The organism is Colwellia sp. KS18-150 (genome assembly GCF_057551365.1).
Genome location: NZ_BAAJMC010000001.1, coordinates 655,802 through 672,599 on the forward strand (window position 1 = coordinate 655,802; position 16,798 = coordinate 672,599).

Below are 16,798 nucleotides of genomic sequence, written 5' to 3' on the forward strand. Positions count from 1 at the left end.
TAAACATTGAAATCAATAATGTGAATACCGATATGCTAATTCATGAAAACTCAGACCAAGGCATAACTTTGGCTCAAACACCAGTCAGCAGCAATCAGGATAAGCAGGACTTTCGCTTTCATTCAGGCATTGAATCTTTGCCTGATGCGGCGTTGGTTTTATCACCAGAGCTAACAATTTTAGCAGGTAATAAAAAAGCGCAGCGTTTACTTGGTGTCAGGTTTCCTGAAAATGTCGGTCAGCACATTACTGAGGTATTAACAGCATCAGAGTTTTCTGATTACCTTCAACAAGATAATTTTGATACGCCTCTATCAGTGGTTTCACCATTAAATGATGAGTTGCAATTAGAAATCTCAGTGATGGCATTTGGCAGTGAGCGCGTAATATTAATGGCTCGGGCTATTGCGAAATATCACAGATTAAAGCGTATGCGTAGAGAATTTGTAGCGAATGTTTCCCATGAATTGAAAACGCCACTCACCGTAGTACGTGGCTATGTGGAAATGATTCAAGAGACTGAACATGCATTAGATCCCCATTGGCAAAAAGTATTTGGCACGATTGAAGGTCAAGTCAGTAGAATGGAGCGCTTAATTGAGCAATTGTTAAGTTTATCTAAAGTTGAAAATAATCGTGATGATATCGACATGGATCAAGTTGATATGCCATTCTTGGTTAAAAATTTAGTTGAAGATGCAAAGTGGCTTAATCAAGAAAAAAATCATGAAATTCGAGCGAATATTTCCTCTGATTTTGGTGTTTACGGTATTGAAACCGAGCTTAAAAGTGCCTGTGCTAATTTAATTTCAAATGCTATTGCTTACACTCCGGCCAATGGTCTTATTGAAGTTAGCTGGCAACGGAATGGCGATAAAATGGTCTTCAGTGTTAAAGACAATGGCGGTGGTATTAAAGCTGAACATGTTAATCGTTTAACTGAGCGTTTTTACCGCATAGACAAGTCACGCTCTCGTGATACTGGTGGCTCAGGTTTAGGCTTAGCTATCGTAAAACATGTGTTACTACATCATAAAGCTGAGTTGGTAATTACCAGTGAGTGGGGTAGTGGCTGTGAATTCTCAATCTATTTTGATGAGGAAATTGCTTTATAATTTCCTCCATCAGAAAACTTGTGTTATCGAGTAATATCAACCATTAAATCATCTGCGATATGTTCAAGTGCAGAAACCAGCTCATCTAAGTCAGATTCATTCATGGCAATCTGTACTTTGGCATTAAACATTAATTGTCCGGTATGTGGAGCACTTGCTTGAGAGCTAACGAGTTTAATTAAATTACCTCCCTGTTGGTGGATCACCGATGAAATTTCTTGGATGATTCCTGATCTATCGTTTGCGGTTAATTCTAAGACTAAGCTAGTATTTATACTTGAGGTATCTTGCTCTGCTACTTCAACTTGGCAATTAAGACCTGAGATTGTTTTTAAATCGCTAATTAACGCTTGGCAATGACTTTCATCAACAGCAACTTCAATAACACCGGCAAAAAAACCAGATAAATGGTGCAAGCTACTGACTTGCCAGTTTCCGTGATGGCTACTGATTATTTTAGATAATGAGTCAACAAGGCCTGTTTTATCTGGGCCAATACAAGAGATAACAAGGTGGTTCATAATACTTCCTATACGTGTGTGGAGAGGGGGCGAAAATCAAGCAAGTCTGGAAAGTTGACTAAGCTCTTTATTTAGTTGATCGCTATCACCTAGGTTTAATTCAACTAAGCGGCGAAGGTGGGTAACACTATCAATATCAATGGCGTTACATTGTAGGCCTGTTTCATCTTCATGCTCATGTACTACAGCAATATGCATGCTTACTTCTGATTCACCATCAGATAAGAAAAAACTTAACGTGCCAAACTTACCTTTTAAAGCATGTTCACTTTCTACGGCAGTAATTAATGCTCCATTGAGCGATATGTCATGGATAGATACCGGATAAGTATCTTCTTCAACAGTTAGCTCTGCCTTTATTGAAAATAAAATACGGGTAAATTGTCGTCTGTTTTCTATCAAAATATGCCCATCGAAGTTAATCATTGATAAAACATATTCTTAGCATAGACGGGTTTTTAACTAATTGGTACCCAAAAGGCTGTTAAAAATAGTAATAATTAACAGCCTGTAATGCTTGGTTAGTTAGCCTATTTTTTTGTATTTTATGCGGTGTGGCTCAATAGCGGCCGCACCTAAGGTTTTCTTCATCCACGCTTCATATTCAGTGAAGTTACCTTCGAAGAAATTAACTTTCCCTTCATCACGATAATCTATTATGTGAGTAGCGATGCGATCTAAAAACCAACGGTCATGAGAAATAACCATGGCACAGCCTGGGAACTCAAGAATAGCTTCTTCAAGAGCACGTAATGTTTCAATATCTAAATCATTGGTAGGCTCATCGAGTAAAAGTACATTGCCACCGGTTTTCACTAACTTAGCTAAGTGTACGCGGTTGCGCTCACCACCAGATAATTGACCAATAACTTTTTGCTGGTCATTACCCTTAAAGTTAAAACGGCTTACGTATGCACGCGCCGGAATTTCATAAGTACCAATTTGAATGATCTCACTACCTTCTGAAATTTCTTGATAAACCGTTTTTGAATCATCCATGTCGTCACGGAACTGATCAACACTAGCAAGTTGTACTGTATCGCCAACTGATACTGAGCCTGAATCTGCGGTTTCTGCGCCGGTAAGCATTTTAAACAAGGTTGATTTACCAGCACCGTTAGCGCCAATAATACCAACAATCGCTCCTTTAGGTATGCTGAAGCTCAAATCATCGATCAATACACGATCGCCATAAGATTTAGTTAAATTCTCAACATCAATAACTTTGTCACCTAAGCGTGGCCCTGGCGGAATGTATAATTCGTTAGTTTCATTACGCTTTTGATTTTCATTACTTGATAACTCTTCAAAACGAGCCATACGTGCTTTACTTTTCGCTTGACGGCCTTTCGGGTTTGAACGTACCCAATCAAGCTCATGCTTAATCGTTTTTGCGAGTGCATTTTCGGTACGTTTTTCTTGCTCAAGTCGTGCATCTTTTTGCTCAAGCCAGTTAGTATAGTTTCCTTCATAAGGAATACCATGGCCACGGTCTAACTCTAATATCCAGCCAGCAACATTATCTAAGAAGTATCTATCATGGGTAATGGCCACAACAGTACCTGAATAGTCATGTAAGAAGCGCTCTAACCAAGCAACAGACTCTGCGTCTAAATGGTTAGTCGGTTCATCAAGTAATAACATGTCAGGTTTTTCAAGTAATAAACGACATAATGCGACTCGGCGACGTTCACCACCAGATAGTACGGCAATTTTTTGATCCCACTCAGGTAAACGTAAAGCATCTGCGGCGCGATTTAGCACGTTATCAATGTTATGGCCGTCTTGTGAGTTGATAATGTCTTCAAGTTGACCTTGCTCTTTAGCCAGCGCGTCAAAATCAGCACCTTCTTCTGCGTATTCGTTATACACTTGGTCAAGACGTGCCATAGCGTTTTTAACTTCAGCGACACCTTCTTCTACTGCTTCACGAACAGTTTGGTTTTCATCTAGCTGCGGCTCTTGTGGCAAATAGCCAATTTTAGTACCAGCTAATGCGGTAGCTTCACCTTCAAATTCTGTATCAACACCCGCCATAATGCGAAGTAGCGTCGATTTACCTGAGCCATTTAAACCTAAAACACCGATTTTGGCGCCAGGGAAGAATGAAAGGGAAATGTCTTTTAAAATGGTGCGTTTCGGAGGAACTATCTTCGAAACTCGGTTCATCGACATGATGAATTTATCTGGTAACGGCTGAGCCATGTAGATACCTTTTATTTGAGAGGAAATTATAATTGTGGTTATTTTAGGTTAAAGGAGGAGGGCAAGCAAATGTACCGTTAATAACTGGTAATTGTTTTAATCTATTCAAGTCTATCTTGCAATATTAGGGTTTATACAACTTACCAAGTTAGGCCTGATAATTTCGCCAACTAACATGTTTGATGTTCATATTACTAACGACTGCATGGTAAGAAAATAGACGTTTTTGGCTGTTTATGTTAAGTTGATTTTACATTTTAAGTGAAATATCAGCGGTATTATTATTTTGCTAAGTACATTCAAAAAGTTATGCGTTTTTTTTGTTTTTGTGTTCTCGCCTTTTGGTATTGCCACACACAAAACCAATGTTGATGTTTATGTTTATCACCTTAAACCACCATTTATTGTTAGCAATACTAATAAACTAGGTTTGTATTTTGACTTCTCTGACTACCTAAATACTAAAAGTGAAAAATATCATTTCAATACCGTTTTCGTTCCCAAAAAGCGGATTGATAATATGCTAACTTCTGGAAAGCTTGATGGTCTTTTACTGGGGGTTAACCCTACCTGGTTTAAAGATAAAGCTGAGACAAAGTATCTATGGACCGGAAATGTATATCAAGACCAAGACGAGGTAGTCTCCTTGTCTCAAACTGCCTTTGAGTATCATGAACCATCGTCTCTTGCTGGCAAGGTTTTAGGTGGTGTGCGTGGTTTTTACTATTTTGGGATTAATGACTTAGTTAGCTCAGGCGAAATAAATCGTTATGACACTATAGGTGAGCATGAGCTGCTACAAATGCTATTACTTAAACGAGTAGACGTAGGTATTGTTAGCCGCTCAACTTTTAATTATTTATCGTCAGCTAAAAACTGGCAAGATGAATTTTATCTATCAAAGAAGCCCCATGACACTTATCAGCGGCGAGTGCTGATTCCACATCATAACCAAGCTATTTATGATGAAGTATCTCCTATTGTTGCCAACCTTGAAAATGATACTGATTGGCAAAAAATATTGGAAAAGTATTAATCCGATTGGGTATTATTTCCAAGTAACGCCTTTAATGAATAACATGCTGTTACAGACTTGTTTTTACTTCACTCATAGAATACGCACCAAATAATTCGAGAATAACTTCGACAAGATATGGTGATAACTAAATGAAAATAAGTACAAAATTAATTCTAGCAACCAGTGTTATAGCGATTGTAACGCTACAGTGGCCAATCGGGTTTGCTGTTGGACAAACCGTTAAAGAGCGAGAATTATGCGAGCAAGTGGCAGGTAATACCACTAAATTTAAGTATGCCGCCGGTGGAATAATGCGTGGTGAAAAGTCTGATGGCACGCTAAGAAGTGATTACTATGTCGATGGTTTTAAAAAAGGCATGCTGTGGTCTTTGAAAAATTGTTTTGAAATGAAAGAGGGGTAAGCTCTTTCACTTCACTTACTTTACGTTGGGTGTTATTGCTTTTGATAAACGCTTAACCCAATCATCGATGACGAGTTTTACACTATCTATGTTTGACTCGTCATCACTAACATTCATTTCATCCGTTTTGTTATTAACAATAACAGCAACTAGGCCTCGATTAGAGTTGGTATCGACGAATTCTACTTCTAAACTTGCGGCACCTATCACTGCTTTTTGAGCCGTTGCCAGCAAATACACTTTCTCTCCGGCTTTCATAACCGCTCGAAAGGGGATGACATCTAAAGGAGAAAGCTCAGGCTCAAGCTCTTCTATATTGGTTAACGCCATTCTGATTAATAATGAATCTTTGGTACCAGGCTCAACAAACTCATAGCGATCTCCAACGGTTTCTTTAATTCTTTGCTCAAAATAGTCGGTTAGCTTGGCTTGTTTTTCTTTATCAACAATATTCGCTGCTTCATTGGGATCTAGCCAAATTTCTATCGGGTTTAAAGCTATTTTTTTATATTGCTTTAACTTAGTTATTCGAAAGCCTGGTTTGGTGCGGATCCAAGAGTTATCAGTGTTAGGGTTAGCTTTGAAAAAGCGGTAATCGCTGAGGAAACCTGATTTAAATTCAGGTTGATTTAGTCGGCTGCTACAAGCCGATAGTAATAAGACGACTGATAGGATAAAAAGAATTTTTTTCACGTTTTATACATAGCTATATAAGGATAATTATAAAGCTAAGTATAAAACGTTTAATACCATTGGATTGTAATTTTTTGTTTTACAATTTTAGGTTTTATTATTATCAGTTACTTTTGAGTAATCTCATGAGCGAGGGCAGTTAAAAGGTTAACGACTTCGACACTAGCACTTTCCATCACGGATAAATCTTTAACAGCTTGTTCCATGTTATCATTTTTCATCGCTTTTAAGGCTTTTAGGCCATAATTATGCACTTGTGAGTGAGGCTCATCTAATCGTTTATAAGCATTATAGTGTGAGTATTTTTCTGCCCCTTCACCTTGAAAGTACCATTGACCAAAACGGCAGTTTTTATGATCTGCAAACTCATCAATGTTCTTATTAGAGACACCTAACATGACTTGATAAACCGCCATTTTCCATGCGATATGGTCCATTTTAGCGGTTTGTAAAATAGAGTCAGCGGTTGAATTGGTAATCACTGAATACATATTTTGTGATACAGAAACTATGTTATTGGCTGTGGCTTCAATGGTAGCGGTGCTTTCATTAATTTCGCCACTTTTTTCACCTACATGACCAATACCAGCGATCACTTGCTCCATTTGTTGATTAACTTGTTCAATCAAATTAGATATCTCATTAGAGGCTTCTGCAGAGCGTTGTGCTAAGGTTCGAACTTCATCAGCTACAACGGCAAAACCACGTCCTTGCTCTCCAGCACGAGCGGCTTCAATAGCGGCATTTAGCGCTAATAAATTGGTTTGATCTGAAATTCCTTTGATAATGTTTACAAAGTCATTAATGCCTGCGGTCGCCGATTTTAAGTTATCTACCGAAGTTGAGGCGCTTTGACTGTCAGTACTTATTTTAGACGTCGCGGTAATTGTTGAAGCAAGCATTGACAAAATATCATCAAAAAGTGCTTGAGAAGATTGAAACTCATCTCTATGGCTAACTAAGCTGTTAGAAGAAGCAGCTAACTCCTCACCGATGTTATTAACTAGCTCTGAAGAGCCAAGCCATAGGTTTTTGATATCTTCTAGATGACGATAACGGTGGGTGTTATTTGACATGTCTTGAGCTAACTGTTGACTTTCATCGTTAGCAGTAGTGACTTCATTTTCAAGTGCCAAAAGTTGTTGTTTAAGTTGCTGGTTTTCTTTTTCTAATGTGGAGAGCTGTTCTTTTTTGACAAAACCAAACATAAATAGAATCCCTTAAATGATTACCGTTTGAATAAATAATTTATTTTATTATAACTAAAGGTACTACTTTATCAACCAGTTAGCTTAACTATCAATATTTATAATGTGATGACTTCATCACCTGCATTGAGTCCAGATATAACGACTACCATATTATTAGCTGATTTTTTGCCTAGCCTTATCAGTCGTCGCTGTTTTTCACCATTCACATTTAGCCAAACAAACGAAAGCTGGCCTACATGAGATATTTTATTTTCAGGGAGCATTAAAGTGGTATTCTCGCCTGCCGGAATTAACATCCGAGCGTACATACCCGGCAATAAGCCTTCGTTAAGTTCAATTCTTACCTTGACTAAAAAACTGCGTGCTCCAGTATTCGCAGCCGGTACTATTTCTTCAATTTCACCGCGAATCTGGCTATTTATTGTAGGTAACTCTATATTGATATATTGACCATGAATCAGTGTTAAGGCGAGTTTTTCTCTTACCTGTCCTTCTACGCGTAAAGATGAAGGATTATACAAGGAAAGTAGTTTACTACCTGGTTGTGCTGTATCTCCTGGCTCAGCAAAGCGGTCTACAATTCGGCCATCAATCGGTGCAATTAGAGTGGCATAACTTAGCGTGGATTTTGCTTGTGATAAAGCTTGTTTGGCGGCAGTTAGCTCGGCAGTAATACTTTGAAAGTCAGCTTTATTTTTATCTAATTCAAATTCAGAAATAAGATTAGTTTTGATCAGCTCGACTGCTCGCTGGTAGTTTTGTTCTGCTTCTTTATGGCGTGCTTTTATGGCGCTGATGTTTTGCTTAGCTTGTAACATTTGCGCGTTTAGTGCATTTTGTTCAAGCGTTATTAATACATCACCTTTATTTACTCTATCACCTGATCTGACGCGAATATCCTCAATGCGCGCAAGTATACGTGAAGATAATATTGTCGCTTGTTTTGCTTCAATACTGGCAGCAACTGGCTCATAAATAGTGTTGCTTTTAGCCATGACAGTGTAAGTATTATTAAATACAGTTTGCTCTTGCTGTCTGTTTTCATTCGAGTTTGGAGCTACTTTGTTATCAAAAATACCTGCTAGCCATGCCACCATCAACAGCAATATGGCTATCGCTAGCATAGGAGTAAGTATTTGTTTTTGTGTATTCTTGTTATCAACAATGGGTTGTGGGTCATTATGGGTCATGATTTCGCCTTAGCTGATGTGAGATGGGGATTTTTTACTTCAGTTTGATGTTTATCAAACACTAGAGAGTAAACAATGGGAACCACCAATAACGTAAATATTGTCGATGAAATGATACCGAAAATAATCGCGATGGCGAGGCCACTAAAAACGGGATCCAAGGTGATAATTAAATTACCAAGTAAAGTCGTACCTGCGGTTAATAGTACCGGACGCATACGTACAGTACCTGCAGTAATTAACGCTTCTTGAATACTGGCTCCTTGATTACGGGCTTGGCTGATAAATTCAATCAAAATAAGAGAATTTCTTACCACAATTCCCGCTAATGCAATCATGCCTATCATGGCTGTAGCGGTAAATAAAACAGGCTCTGGAGCGCCCGCTATTTCTCTTTCACCAAATTGATTCAGTATTAAAAAACCCGGCATGATGCCAATTACGGTAAGTGGAATCGCTGACATAATGATGCCAGATAAAGCTGCTGACCCCGTCTGAATTCGAAGAACAAAGTAGATAGCGGTAAGAGCAAAAGCAAAGGCTAAGCCCATATCTCGAAAGACTCTAATGGTAATCCGCCACTCTCCTTCACCGCTCCAAGAAAGTGAAATGTTCTCGGGTAGATACCAAGGCTGACCGCCACCACTATTTAAGAAAGTGCGGTTTTGCCAATTATTGCTATTCAATGTTTCTTCATTATCAAGCATAGTTTCTTGACTCAATACCCTGAGGTCACTTGCAACATCCGCAATAACTTCTGCTGGCGTTCTGCCAGAAATATCGGCGGTTACATATACCACAGGCTTTAAGTCTTTGTGTAATATAGCCTTATCACTTAGTTGTGGTTCAAATTCGCCAAGCTCACCTAAAGCGACCAAAGGTTGGGGCGCAATATCAATACCTTGCGCTGTGGTTGTTTGAACGACACCTGCTTGTCCTCTTACGCTTAAACGATAAAAGTCAGCTAAGGTTTCACGCTCTTCAATGGGCAGTTTGATATTAATAGCCAGCGGTGTTGCTTCATCTTGAATATGTAAGAAACCTGCCACTTCTCCGCTATTAGCGACTTGCAATACTTGATTGATGTTGGTGGTTGAAACACCTGACAGTGCGGCTTTAGTTTTATCTGTGATAAAACGTAGTTTAGCTTGCTCTTCGCCGACAGAAGAATCAACTTCTACGACAAATGGCTCTTGTTGCAACCGTTTTTCAACTAGCTTTGCAGCCTGTTGTAAATCACTATATTTGGTAAATTCATCCCCATAAAGTTCAGCGACAAGCGTACTGAGTACAGGCGGGCCAGGCGGAACTTCCACGACTTTAATATTCACGCCGTTTTCATTTAAGTCTTTTAATAGCTCTCTAAGCCTTAACACAATGGCATGAGATTGGTGCTCTCGTTGATTTTTATCTAATAAGATCACTCGTAAGTCTGCCATATGTGGCGATTGGCGCTGGTAGTATTGTCGTACCATACCATTGAAATCGATGGGTGAAGGGACCCCTACATAACTGGCAATAGCTGTAATTTCAGGAAGTTGTTGTACCTTGCTAGAGACTCTTTTAGCCATCGCAGCCGTTTGCTCCAAGGTTGCACTTTCAGGCATATCAATAATGATTTGCACTTCGTTTTTATTATCAAAAGGTAAGAGTTTTAAAGGAACTAAACGAAGTACCGGTAGCAGTGCTGAAGCGATGAATAATAGCAATACCAGCCACAGCGCGAGTTTCCCTTTTGCTTTATTTTCTAATAATGGCGTTAATACGCGTCGATATATTTTACTAAAACTTTGATCTTCTATTTTCTTTTCTGTTAACTCTACATTCGGTTTAGCTTTAATAAATTTTGATGCTAGCCAAGGGGTGACTAAAAAAGCGACCGCGGTCGAGGTAATGACACTTAACGGAACATTAAATGCCATCGGCGCCATGTAAGGTCCCATCATGCCGGTAATATAAGCTAGTGGTAAAAAGGCGAGTACAATCGTTAATGTGGACATTAACAAGGGCACACGAATTTCACTAATTGCCGCGACAATTTTTTCGTTGATTGAGCCTTTTTTCTTTTGCAAGTAACGCTCAATATTGTCAACTCCGGTGATCGGATCATCAACTAATAACCCTAAAGAAAGGATGAGAGCAAAGAGGGTCACGCGATTAATGGTGTAACCAAAGAGTAAATCAAGCGACAAGGTGATGCCGTAACAAATAGGGACTGCTAACCCCACAACTAGGGCAGAGCGCCACCCTAAGAAAACGACAATAAATACCACAACAGTAAAGATAGCAAAGGCTAAACTAGTGGTAAGGTTATTAACCTTTTCATTGGCTGTTTCACCGTAATCTCGTAGTACTTCTACGTGGACATTTTCTGGAAAAATGGTGCTTTGTAGTTCAGTTATTTTTTCATGTACCGCTTGCGCGACGGTAACCGCATTACTACCTTTTTGTTTTGCGACACTAATTGTTACTAACGGGTAATCTTGGTTTTGTGTTTGATTGGCATAATCTTGCTTGCGATGATCATTCGCAAAATCTATCCAAGTATAATGACTTTGCTCAGCAGGACCATCAACAATACTGGCAATATCTTTTAATAACACAACACTACCATCAACTACGATAACAGGAGCTTGTGATAAAGCGGTAATATCCCTAAATACATCGCCGCTTTCTAAGCGAAAAGACTGGTTTTCAATGGCAATATTACCATGGGCTTGTAAGGTGTTTGAGGCTTGAATAGCGTGAAATACATCGTTAACAGTCACTTGCCTAGCCGTCATTTGTTCAGGATTTAAATTGACTTGAATTTCTCTTAAACGCCCACCAACGATGTTGACTTCACTTGTGTGTTCGATAGCTTGTATAAAAGTGGATAGCTCCTGGGCCAGACGAAGTAAATTAAAATCATCAACTACTTTTTCATCATTACTCCATAAACCAAGCATGATGATCGGAACATCGTCCACTTCAACCGGTTGTACTCGCCAATTACTGACAATACTAGGTACTTTGTCAGTATTAGAGTGCAGTTTATTATAGGTGTTCAGTAAAGCGTCTTCTCTATTTTCACCGACATGAAAACGTAAAGTAACCACGAGCTGAGAGCTGTTTGTGACTGAATAAACATGCTCTACACCACTGACTTGTGCTAGTAATTTCTCTAATGGCGTGGTGACTTGTCGTTCAATTTGCCTAGCACTTGTGCCGGGAACATCAACCACAATATCAATCATGGGCACGACAATTTGAGGCTCTTCTTCTCGAGGAGTAAAGTTAAGTGCCAATAACCCCGCTAAAATTGATAACATCAAAATAGCTATTGGCAATTTGCTGGTTAAAACACGCTGTAAAAGCGTGGCAGTAAAACTGGTTGATCTTGACATGGAGATTCGGATCCTCGACGAATTTCAGCAATTGAACTTGCTATTAGTTTAGCTGCGCTGACAAAACTCTTGCTGTAATACACCAAGCAGGCGCTTAATTTTTTCATCTGCTATACGGTAGTATATGGTTTGTGATTCGCGTCTAGTGTTAACTATTTTACTTTCTCTAAGTTTAGCTAAATGCTGAGAAAGGGCAGATTGTGATAAATCTACTTGTTCATTTAAATCACTTACTGTCATCTCTGCGTCGGTAATACAACACAAAATCATTAACCGGTATGGATTAGCAAGTTGTTTTAATATAGTGGCAACTTGTTGGGCGTTTTCTGCCAATTGTTGTTGTTCGGTAATCATGAGACTAACCTGAAATTAACATTAATGATTTAAAGTTTACTATTGAATTGTATATTAGTAAAGGCTAATATAGTTAAGGTTAAATTAGGTTTTTCTAATGTAGGTTTGAGGAGTGAAAATGTTAAAGACTATCCCCGAAATAATTGCTCAGGCGAAAGAGTCATTAAATCTTATTACAGCAGCAGATGCCGCTGCGAAGTGTAAAATTGATAATGGTTTGATCATTGATGTGCGTGAGCCTGCAGAATTCGCAGAACAATCAGCAAGTGGTGCAATTAATATTCCTCGTGGTTTGTTGGAAATGAAAATGCTGCAATTACATCCAGATGAAAACTTATCGATTTTTATTCATTGCGCAACAGGTGCAAGGGCGGCTTTTTCAGCTGAGCAGCTAAAGCGTGTCGGATATAAAAATGTCTGGGTGATCACTAGCTCGTTAGAGGATATTTGTTGTACTTTATCGGTAAGCTAGGTGAGGTTATAAAGGCGAGTACCGAAAATATTTCGAGACTCGCTTGATTACATTAATAGCTATTATTTACACCCAATTTGGAATTGAATCAGCATTAATGACCTCTTCGTAAGTTGGTCGCTGTCGAATAACCGCAAAATCATTATCTTTTACCATGACTTCTGGTGCTAGCATACGGGTATTATATGTAGAAGACATCACGGCACCATATGCACCACAGCTCATAATGGCAACTAAATCTCCTGATTCAGCTTCACTCACTTGTCTTGCTTTGGCAAAGGTGTCACCCGTTTCACATACTGGGCCAACGACATCATAGGTTTTTAAAGCTTTATTATTTTTATTCACCGCTAAAATATCATGGTGTGCGTCGTACATGCTTGGGCGAATGAGATCATTCATACCCGCATCGAGTATTAAAAATTGTCGCTCTTCACCTGTTTTTACAAAAACAACGCTTGAAACAAGCACGCCAGCATTGCCAAGCAAAGATCTACCAGGCTCTATCACTATTTTACAGTTTAAATGTCCTAATTGATTTTGTGCTACTTGGGCGTATTCTTGTTTACTTGGTAAAGACTCATCACTGTAGGTAATACCTAGACCGCCACCAATATCTATGACATCAATTGTATGGCCATCGGCTCTTAATTCTTCAACTAGTAAGGCTATTCGCTTATAAGCTTCTTCAAAGGGAGCTAGCTGAGTTAATTGTGAGCCAATATGAACATCGACCCCTTGCACTTTTATACCGGGTAAACTGGCTGCTTGTTTATAGGCGAGTCTGGCTTTACTGATGGGTACGCCAAATTTATTCTCAGCTTTACCGGTGGAGATTTTTGCGTGGGTATTGGCACATACATCAGGGTTAATTCGAAACGCGATAGCTGCAACTTTATTTAACTTACTGGCTACTTTGCTGATCAGCTCAAGCTCTGGCTCAGATTCAACATTGAATTGGAAGATACCTTCAGTGAGTGCATAGTGAATTTCAGATTCAATTTTAGCAACGCCAGAATAAACTATTTTATTAGCAGGGATACCGGCAGCAAGTGCGCGACGAATCTCTCCCATGGAAACTACATCAGCCCCTGAGCCAAGTTTCGCTAAAGTAGCGAGAACTGCTTGATTGCCGTTTGCTTTAACAGCGTAACAAATCAAAGCATCTTGACTAGCAAATGCTTGCTGATAATCTTGATAACTCTCTTTAATCGCAGTATTTGAATAACAATAAAACGGTGTTGCAACTTGTTTTGCAATGTCACTAATGGCAACATTTTCAGCAAACAATTGCGCTTTGATATAGGGAAAATATTTTTGCGTAGTCATCTTTTTTCGCTTTTAAATAATCTATTGAGCTTCACTCAATAAGCAGCTTAGCAGGAGGATTAATCTATGCTAAGCCGCTTTTATCTTCAAGCAAAATTATCACTTAAATTATATCTTTCGAGTATAGTGCTAAGCGAATATGTCTTAACTAGCACTGCCTTTAATTCAATAACATTTAACCTAACTTGTTAATAAAGCTAAAGCGCTTTGTAACTTATCTTTTAACTCAGGGTTGGTTAATTGCTGCTTTTCTACATCAAAATTATCATAAAAGCTTGGGATAGATAAACTGGCTTTAACATCGCCAGCAAAATATGGCGCTGAGCCAGTGGCAGCGGTTAGCACCGTAGCAGCACCACCAGGGCCTGGTGAGGTGGCTAGTAATAACATTGGCTTTTGCTGAAATAGCTTTTGGTCAATGCGAGAAGTCCAATCAAATAAATTTTTATATGCGGCGGTATAAGAGCCGTTGTGCTCTGCAAATGAAATGATAATGGCATCAGCTGAGCTTAATTTAGCAAAAAAGTCTTTTGCTAGTTGAGGTTGTCCTAAGACGGCTTCTTTATCTTCAGAGAATAATGGCATTTCATAGTCATTGATATCAAGAATCTCTACTTCGATAGCTTCGCTGTGTTTAACTTGTAAAGCGGCATAGCTGGCAAGCTGTTTGTTAATTGATTTTGAGCTGCTAGTTGCAGCAAAGGCTAATATTTTCATAATGAACTTCCTTTGACAAGTTGATGATGAGTACTATACATTCAATGTTAAATGTAATTAATCCCTTGAAAGTAATAATACTGTTTCCATATGACTCCTAATGATGCAAAAACCAATCTATTTGATGGGGTAGTAACTTTTACCCAAGTTGTTAATTGTGGCAGTTTCTCTGCGGCAGCTGAGCTAACCGGTCATTCAACTTCTTATATTAGCAAGGTAGTGAATAAACTAGAAACACGGCTTTCGGTACGTTTATTAAACCGTACTACCCGCTCGTTGAGTTTAACACCTGAAGGTAAAATATATTTTGAGCAATGCCAGCAAATGGTTTTTGATGCTCAAGATGCCACGAGTTTGTTAAGCCAAGGAATTATTGAGCCTAAAGGAGTATTCAAAATTAGTTGTCCTGTGGACTTTGCTCATGGATATTTACAAGGTGTGCTTTCAGAATATATGCAGTTATACCCAGATATTCAGTTGGAGCTCGATTTAAATGATCGACATGTTGATCTTGTTCAGGGTGGATATGACATGGTGATTAGAGCGACAGCGCAACTTGAAGAGTCGAGCTTAATTTGTCGTAAAATATATGCAAGTAAAATAATCACTATAGCTTCAAAAGCGTATTTAAAACGTTATGGTACACCAACAACACCACAACAACTGACAGAACATCAATGTATATGCTATAGCAACGCCAAACAACCAAGTCGTTGGCAGTATCAAGAAAAAGACGGCAAAAACATTGTGGTTGATGTCCATAGCAAGTTGCTATGTAACAGCTCGCAAATGGAGCTGGCTATGGTGCTAGCGGATCAAGGTGTTTGTCGCTTGCCTGTTTTTACTATGCGACAAGCCTTAACAAATAAAAACTTAGCCATTCTATTTGAAGACTTCCCTGAGCAAGAAGTCAATGTTTACGCTGTGTACCCCAGTAGAAAACACCTGTCAGCTAAAGTGCGCTGCTTTATTGATTTGCTCGTGGCAAAAATGCCCGTGGAGTAAACTAACCTGAAATTGGTCTAGCGATATTGTCGTAAGAAATTATTGATAACTTTGTTCAAAAAAGCTTTCAATGATGAGCCTCGCTGACTCTGAATCTATATTATCTTTCTTTAGGTTTTTGTAGCCGCCTCGAGCAAAAAGCTGCTCTTTGGCATCGGCGGTGGTTAATCGCTCGTCTTGAAACTCAACTTTTACGCCAAATCGCCCTGCAACTCGATTGCCAAACTTTTTAGCATCTTTGGTGAGCTGTTGTTCACTACCGTCCATATTCAATGGTAACCCCACAACGATAAGGTCAGGCTGCCATTCTTTTAAATAGCCCTCGAGTGAATCCCAATGCGGTATGCCATCTGCTGCCTTTATAGAGCCAAGGGGAGAGGCGCTGCCCGTTATCTCTTGACCAACAGCAACACCAATATATTTTTTGCCAAAGTCGAAACCAATGATAGTTCGCTTTCCGACAGCCGTAGCGCTTTTTGCCATTTCTATTTCCTTAACTGTAGCTTAAGCGTGGCCGATATCAGATGATAAATGGGCTAAATCGATACCAAGCATCTCAGTGGCTTTTTGCCATCGTTGTTCGATAGGCGTTTTGAAAATAATATCACTATTGGCTTCTATGGTGAGCCAAGAATTTTCTTGTAATTCTTTTTCAAGTTGCCCAGGGCCCCAGCCAGCATAACCTAGTGTTACCATGTACTTTTCGGGTGCTTTTTCGGTACCTAATGCTAATAAAATGTCTTTTGAGGTGGTGATCATAACTTCATTACTTAGCGCTAAAGAGCTTTTCCAGCCGGCTTGTGTGCTATGTAAAACAAAGCCTCTGTTTTGAGAAATAGGGCCGCCTGAAAGTACTGGCTGCTCAAGAGCATCTAATAAGCTTGAGTCAGCGAGGGGAGCCGCTGTCGTGATATTTTCGCTTTCGCTTTCACTTATTTCGCTAGTGTCGGTGTCAGCTTCATCATCAATTTGCTTTAGTAAATCGTTTAAGCTCAGACTTACCGGCAAATTAATAATGAGCCCCATGGCTCCTTCATCATTATGCTCACAAATATAAGTCACCGTTTTATTGAAGTATGGGTCGCCCATGGCAGGCATAGCAATTAAAAATTGATTCTCTAAACTTTGCATTTTTTAACCTTATAAATAGTCGGTGAGGC

17 protein-coding genes are annotated in these 16,798 nt (G+C 39.2%); 5 read left to right on the top strand and 12 right to left on the bottom strand.

All coding sequences use genetic code 11. The features are described 5' to 3' along the window. Positions 1–68: 68 nt before the first annotated feature. Positions 69–1,115 (top strand): phosphate regulon sensor histidine kinase PhoR, encoded by a 1,047-nt coding sequence (gene phoR, locus AC27IF_RS03045; RefSeq protein ID WP_487052061.1) that lies wholly within the window; start codon positions 69–71, stop codon positions 1,113–1,115. 23 nt (positions 1,116–1,138) lie between these two features. On the opposite strand, the gene AC27IF_RS03050 is transcribed toward phoR, so the two are convergent. The 3 genes from AC27IF_RS03050 to ettA all read right to left on the bottom strand — a co-directional run bounded on the left by AC27IF_RS03050 (position 1,139) and on the right by ettA (position 3,841). Then, positions 1,139–1,636, bottom strand: a complete 498-nt coding sequence (locus AC27IF_RS03050; RefSeq protein WP_487052063.1) for a glycine cleavage system transcriptional repressor — start codon at positions 1,634–1,636, stop codon at positions 1,139–1,141. A 36-nt stretch (positions 1,637–1,672) separates the two neighbouring features. Further along, a complete protein-coding gene (locus tag AC27IF_RS03055; RefSeq protein WP_487052065.1) occupies positions 1,673–2,062 on the bottom strand; it encodes a PilZ domain-containing protein in 390 nt (129 codons plus the stop codon). Positions 2,063–2,161: 99 nt separating this feature from the next. Beyond that, on the bottom strand, positions 2,162–3,841 hold the full coding sequence (ettA, locus tag AC27IF_RS03060; RefSeq protein ID WP_487052067.1) for an energy-dependent translational throttle protein EttA: 1,680 nt from the start codon (positions 3,839–3,841) through the stop codon (positions 2,162–2,164). A 328-nt stretch (positions 3,842–4,169) separates the two neighbouring features. Here ettA and AC27IF_RS03065 point away from each other — a divergent pair, with 328 nt between their 5' ends. Then, positions 4,170–4,877: a substrate-binding periplasmic protein gene (locus tag AC27IF_RS03065; RefSeq protein ID WP_487052069.1), complete on the top strand. Its 708-nt coding sequence runs from the start codon at positions 4,170–4,172 to the stop codon at positions 4,875–4,877. 131 nt (positions 4,878–5,008) lie between these two features. Beyond that, entirely contained in the window at positions 5,009–5,281 is a 273-nt protein-coding gene (locus AC27IF_RS03070; RefSeq protein ID WP_487052071.1) for a hypothetical protein, read from the top strand. Between the two features lie 15 nt (positions 5,282–5,296). Here AC27IF_RS03070 and AC27IF_RS03075 read toward each other — a convergent pair whose 3' ends face one another. The 5 genes from AC27IF_RS03075 to AC27IF_RS03095 all read right to left on the bottom strand — a co-directional run bounded on the left by AC27IF_RS03075 (position 5,297) and on the right by AC27IF_RS03095 (position 12,115). Continuing rightward, the gene (locus AC27IF_RS03075; protein WP_487052073.1) at positions 5,297–5,974 is read right to left on the bottom strand and encodes a DUF3313 family protein; all 678 of its coding nucleotides are present in this window, start codon (positions 5,972–5,974) and stop codon (positions 5,297–5,299) included. Between the two features lie 107 nt (positions 5,975–6,081). Further along, complete coding sequence (locus AC27IF_RS03080) at positions 6,082–7,182, bottom strand: methyl-accepting chemotaxis protein (protein WP_487052075.1); 1,101 nt, start codon at positions 7,180–7,182, stop codon at positions 6,082–6,084. A gap of 98 nt (positions 7,183–7,280) precedes the next feature. Continuing rightward, positions 7,281–8,375, bottom strand: a complete 1,095-nt coding sequence (locus AC27IF_RS03085; protein ID WP_487052077.1) for an efflux RND transporter periplasmic adaptor subunit — start codon at positions 8,373–8,375, stop codon at positions 7,281–7,283. Then, a complete protein-coding gene (locus AC27IF_RS03090; protein ID WP_487052079.1) occupies positions 8,372–11,761 on the bottom strand; it encodes an efflux RND transporter permease subunit in 3,390 nt (1,129 codons plus the stop codon). The genes AC27IF_RS03085 and AC27IF_RS03090 overlap by 4 nt, the downstream gene beginning before the upstream one ends. Positions 11,762–11,809: 48 nt before the next feature. Next, positions 11,810–12,115, bottom strand: a complete 306-nt coding sequence (locus AC27IF_RS03095) for an ArsR/SmtB family transcription factor (protein WP_487052081.1) — start codon at positions 12,113–12,115, stop codon at positions 11,810–11,812. A gap of 118 nt (positions 12,116–12,233) precedes the next feature. Between AC27IF_RS03095 and AC27IF_RS03100 the strand changes: the two genes are divergently transcribed. Continuing rightward, positions 12,234–12,587 carry a rhodanese-like domain-containing protein gene (locus AC27IF_RS03100; RefSeq protein ID WP_487052083.1) on the top strand — a complete coding sequence of 118 codons (354 nt, stop codon included), beginning with the start codon at positions 12,234–12,236 and terminating at the stop codon, positions 12,585–12,587. Positions 12,588–12,653: 66 nt separating this feature from the next. On the opposite strand, the gene lysA is transcribed toward AC27IF_RS03100, so the two are convergent. Together lysA and AC27IF_RS03110 are read right to left on the bottom strand one after the other, a co-directional pair. Then, a complete protein-coding gene (lysA, locus tag AC27IF_RS03105; protein ID WP_487052085.1) occupies positions 12,654–13,916 on the bottom strand; it encodes a diaminopimelate decarboxylase in 1,263 nt (420 codons plus the stop codon). 180 nt (positions 13,917–14,096) lie between these two features. Continuing rightward, entirely contained in the window at positions 14,097–14,633 is a 537-nt protein-coding gene (locus AC27IF_RS03110) for an NADPH-dependent FMN reductase (RefSeq protein ID WP_487052087.1), read from the bottom strand. 90 nt (positions 14,634–14,723) lie between these two features. On the opposite strand from AC27IF_RS03110, the gene AC27IF_RS03115 reads away from it, so the two are divergent. Then, complete coding sequence (locus AC27IF_RS03115) at positions 14,724–15,638, top strand: LysR family transcriptional regulator (protein WP_487052089.1); 915 nt, start codon at positions 14,724–14,726, stop codon at positions 15,636–15,638. A gap of 39 nt (positions 15,639–15,677) precedes the next feature. Here the strand turns inward: AC27IF_RS03115 and ruvX are convergent, their stop codons facing one another. Further along, positions 15,678–16,121, bottom strand: a complete 444-nt coding sequence (gene ruvX, locus AC27IF_RS03120; RefSeq protein WP_487052091.1) for a Holliday junction resolvase RuvX — start codon at positions 16,119–16,121, stop codon at positions 15,678–15,680. 21 nt (positions 16,122–16,142) lie between these two features. After that, a complete protein-coding gene (locus tag AC27IF_RS03125; RefSeq protein ID WP_487052093.1) occupies positions 16,143–16,769 on the bottom strand; it encodes a YqgE/AlgH family protein in 627 nt (208 codons plus the stop codon). Positions 16,770–16,798 lie beyond the last annotated feature (29 nt).

What these genes read in the sequence shown, in the direction of transcription:
- AC27IF_RS03070 (WP_487052071.1), top strand. Translation starts at nt 5,009, where the DNA reads ATGAAAATAAGTACAAAATTAATTCTAGCAACCAGTGTTATAGCGATT.
- AC27IF_RS03055 (WP_487052065.1), bottom strand. Translation starts at nt 2,062, where the DNA reads ATGATTAACTTCGATGGGCATATTTTGATAGAAAACAGACGACAATTT.
- AC27IF_RS03090 (WP_487052079.1), bottom strand. Translation starts at nt 11,761, where the DNA reads ATGTCAAGATCAACCAGTTTTACTGCCACGCTTTTACAGCGTGTTTTA.
- AC27IF_RS03125 (WP_487052093.1), bottom strand. Translation starts at nt 16,769, where the DNA reads ATGCAAAGTTTAGAGAATCAATTTTTAATTGCTATGCCTGCCATGGGC.
- ettA (WP_487052067.1), bottom strand. Translation starts at nt 3,841, where the DNA reads ATGGCTCAGCCGTTACCAGATAAATTCATCATGTCGATGAACCGAGTT.
- AC27IF_RS03100 (WP_487052083.1), top strand. Translation starts at nt 12,234, where the DNA reads ATGTTAAAGACTATCCCCGAAATAATTGCTCAGGCGAAAGAGTCATTA.
- AC27IF_RS03095 (WP_487052081.1), bottom strand. Translation starts at nt 12,115, where the DNA reads ATGATTACCGAACAACAACAATTGGCAGAAAACGCCCAACAAGTTGCC.
- ruvX (WP_487052091.1), bottom strand. Translation starts at nt 16,121, where the DNA reads ATGGCAAAAAGCGCTACGGCTGTCGGAAAGCGAACTATCATTGGTTTC.
- AC27IF_RS03050 (WP_487052063.1), bottom strand. Translation starts at nt 1,636, where the DNA reads ATGAACCACCTTGTTATCTCTTGTATTGGCCCAGATAAAACAGGCCTT.
- lysA (WP_487052085.1), bottom strand. Translation starts at nt 13,916, where the DNA reads ATGACTACGCAAAAATATTTTCCCTATATCAAAGCGCAATTGTTTGCT.
- AC27IF_RS03080 (WP_487052075.1), bottom strand. Translation starts at nt 7,182, where the DNA reads ATGTTTGGTTTTGTCAAAAAAGAACAGCTCTCCACATTAGAAAAAGAA.
- AC27IF_RS03115 (WP_487052089.1), top strand. Translation starts at nt 14,724, where the DNA reads ATGACTCCTAATGATGCAAAAACCAATCTATTTGATGGGGTAGTAACT.
- AC27IF_RS03110 (WP_487052087.1), bottom strand. Translation starts at nt 14,633, where the DNA reads ATGAAAATATTAGCCTTTGCTGCAACTAGCAGCTCAAAATCAATTAAC.
- AC27IF_RS03085 (WP_487052077.1), bottom strand. Translation starts at nt 8,375, where the DNA reads ATGACCCATAATGACCCACAACCCATTGTTGATAACAAGAATACACAA.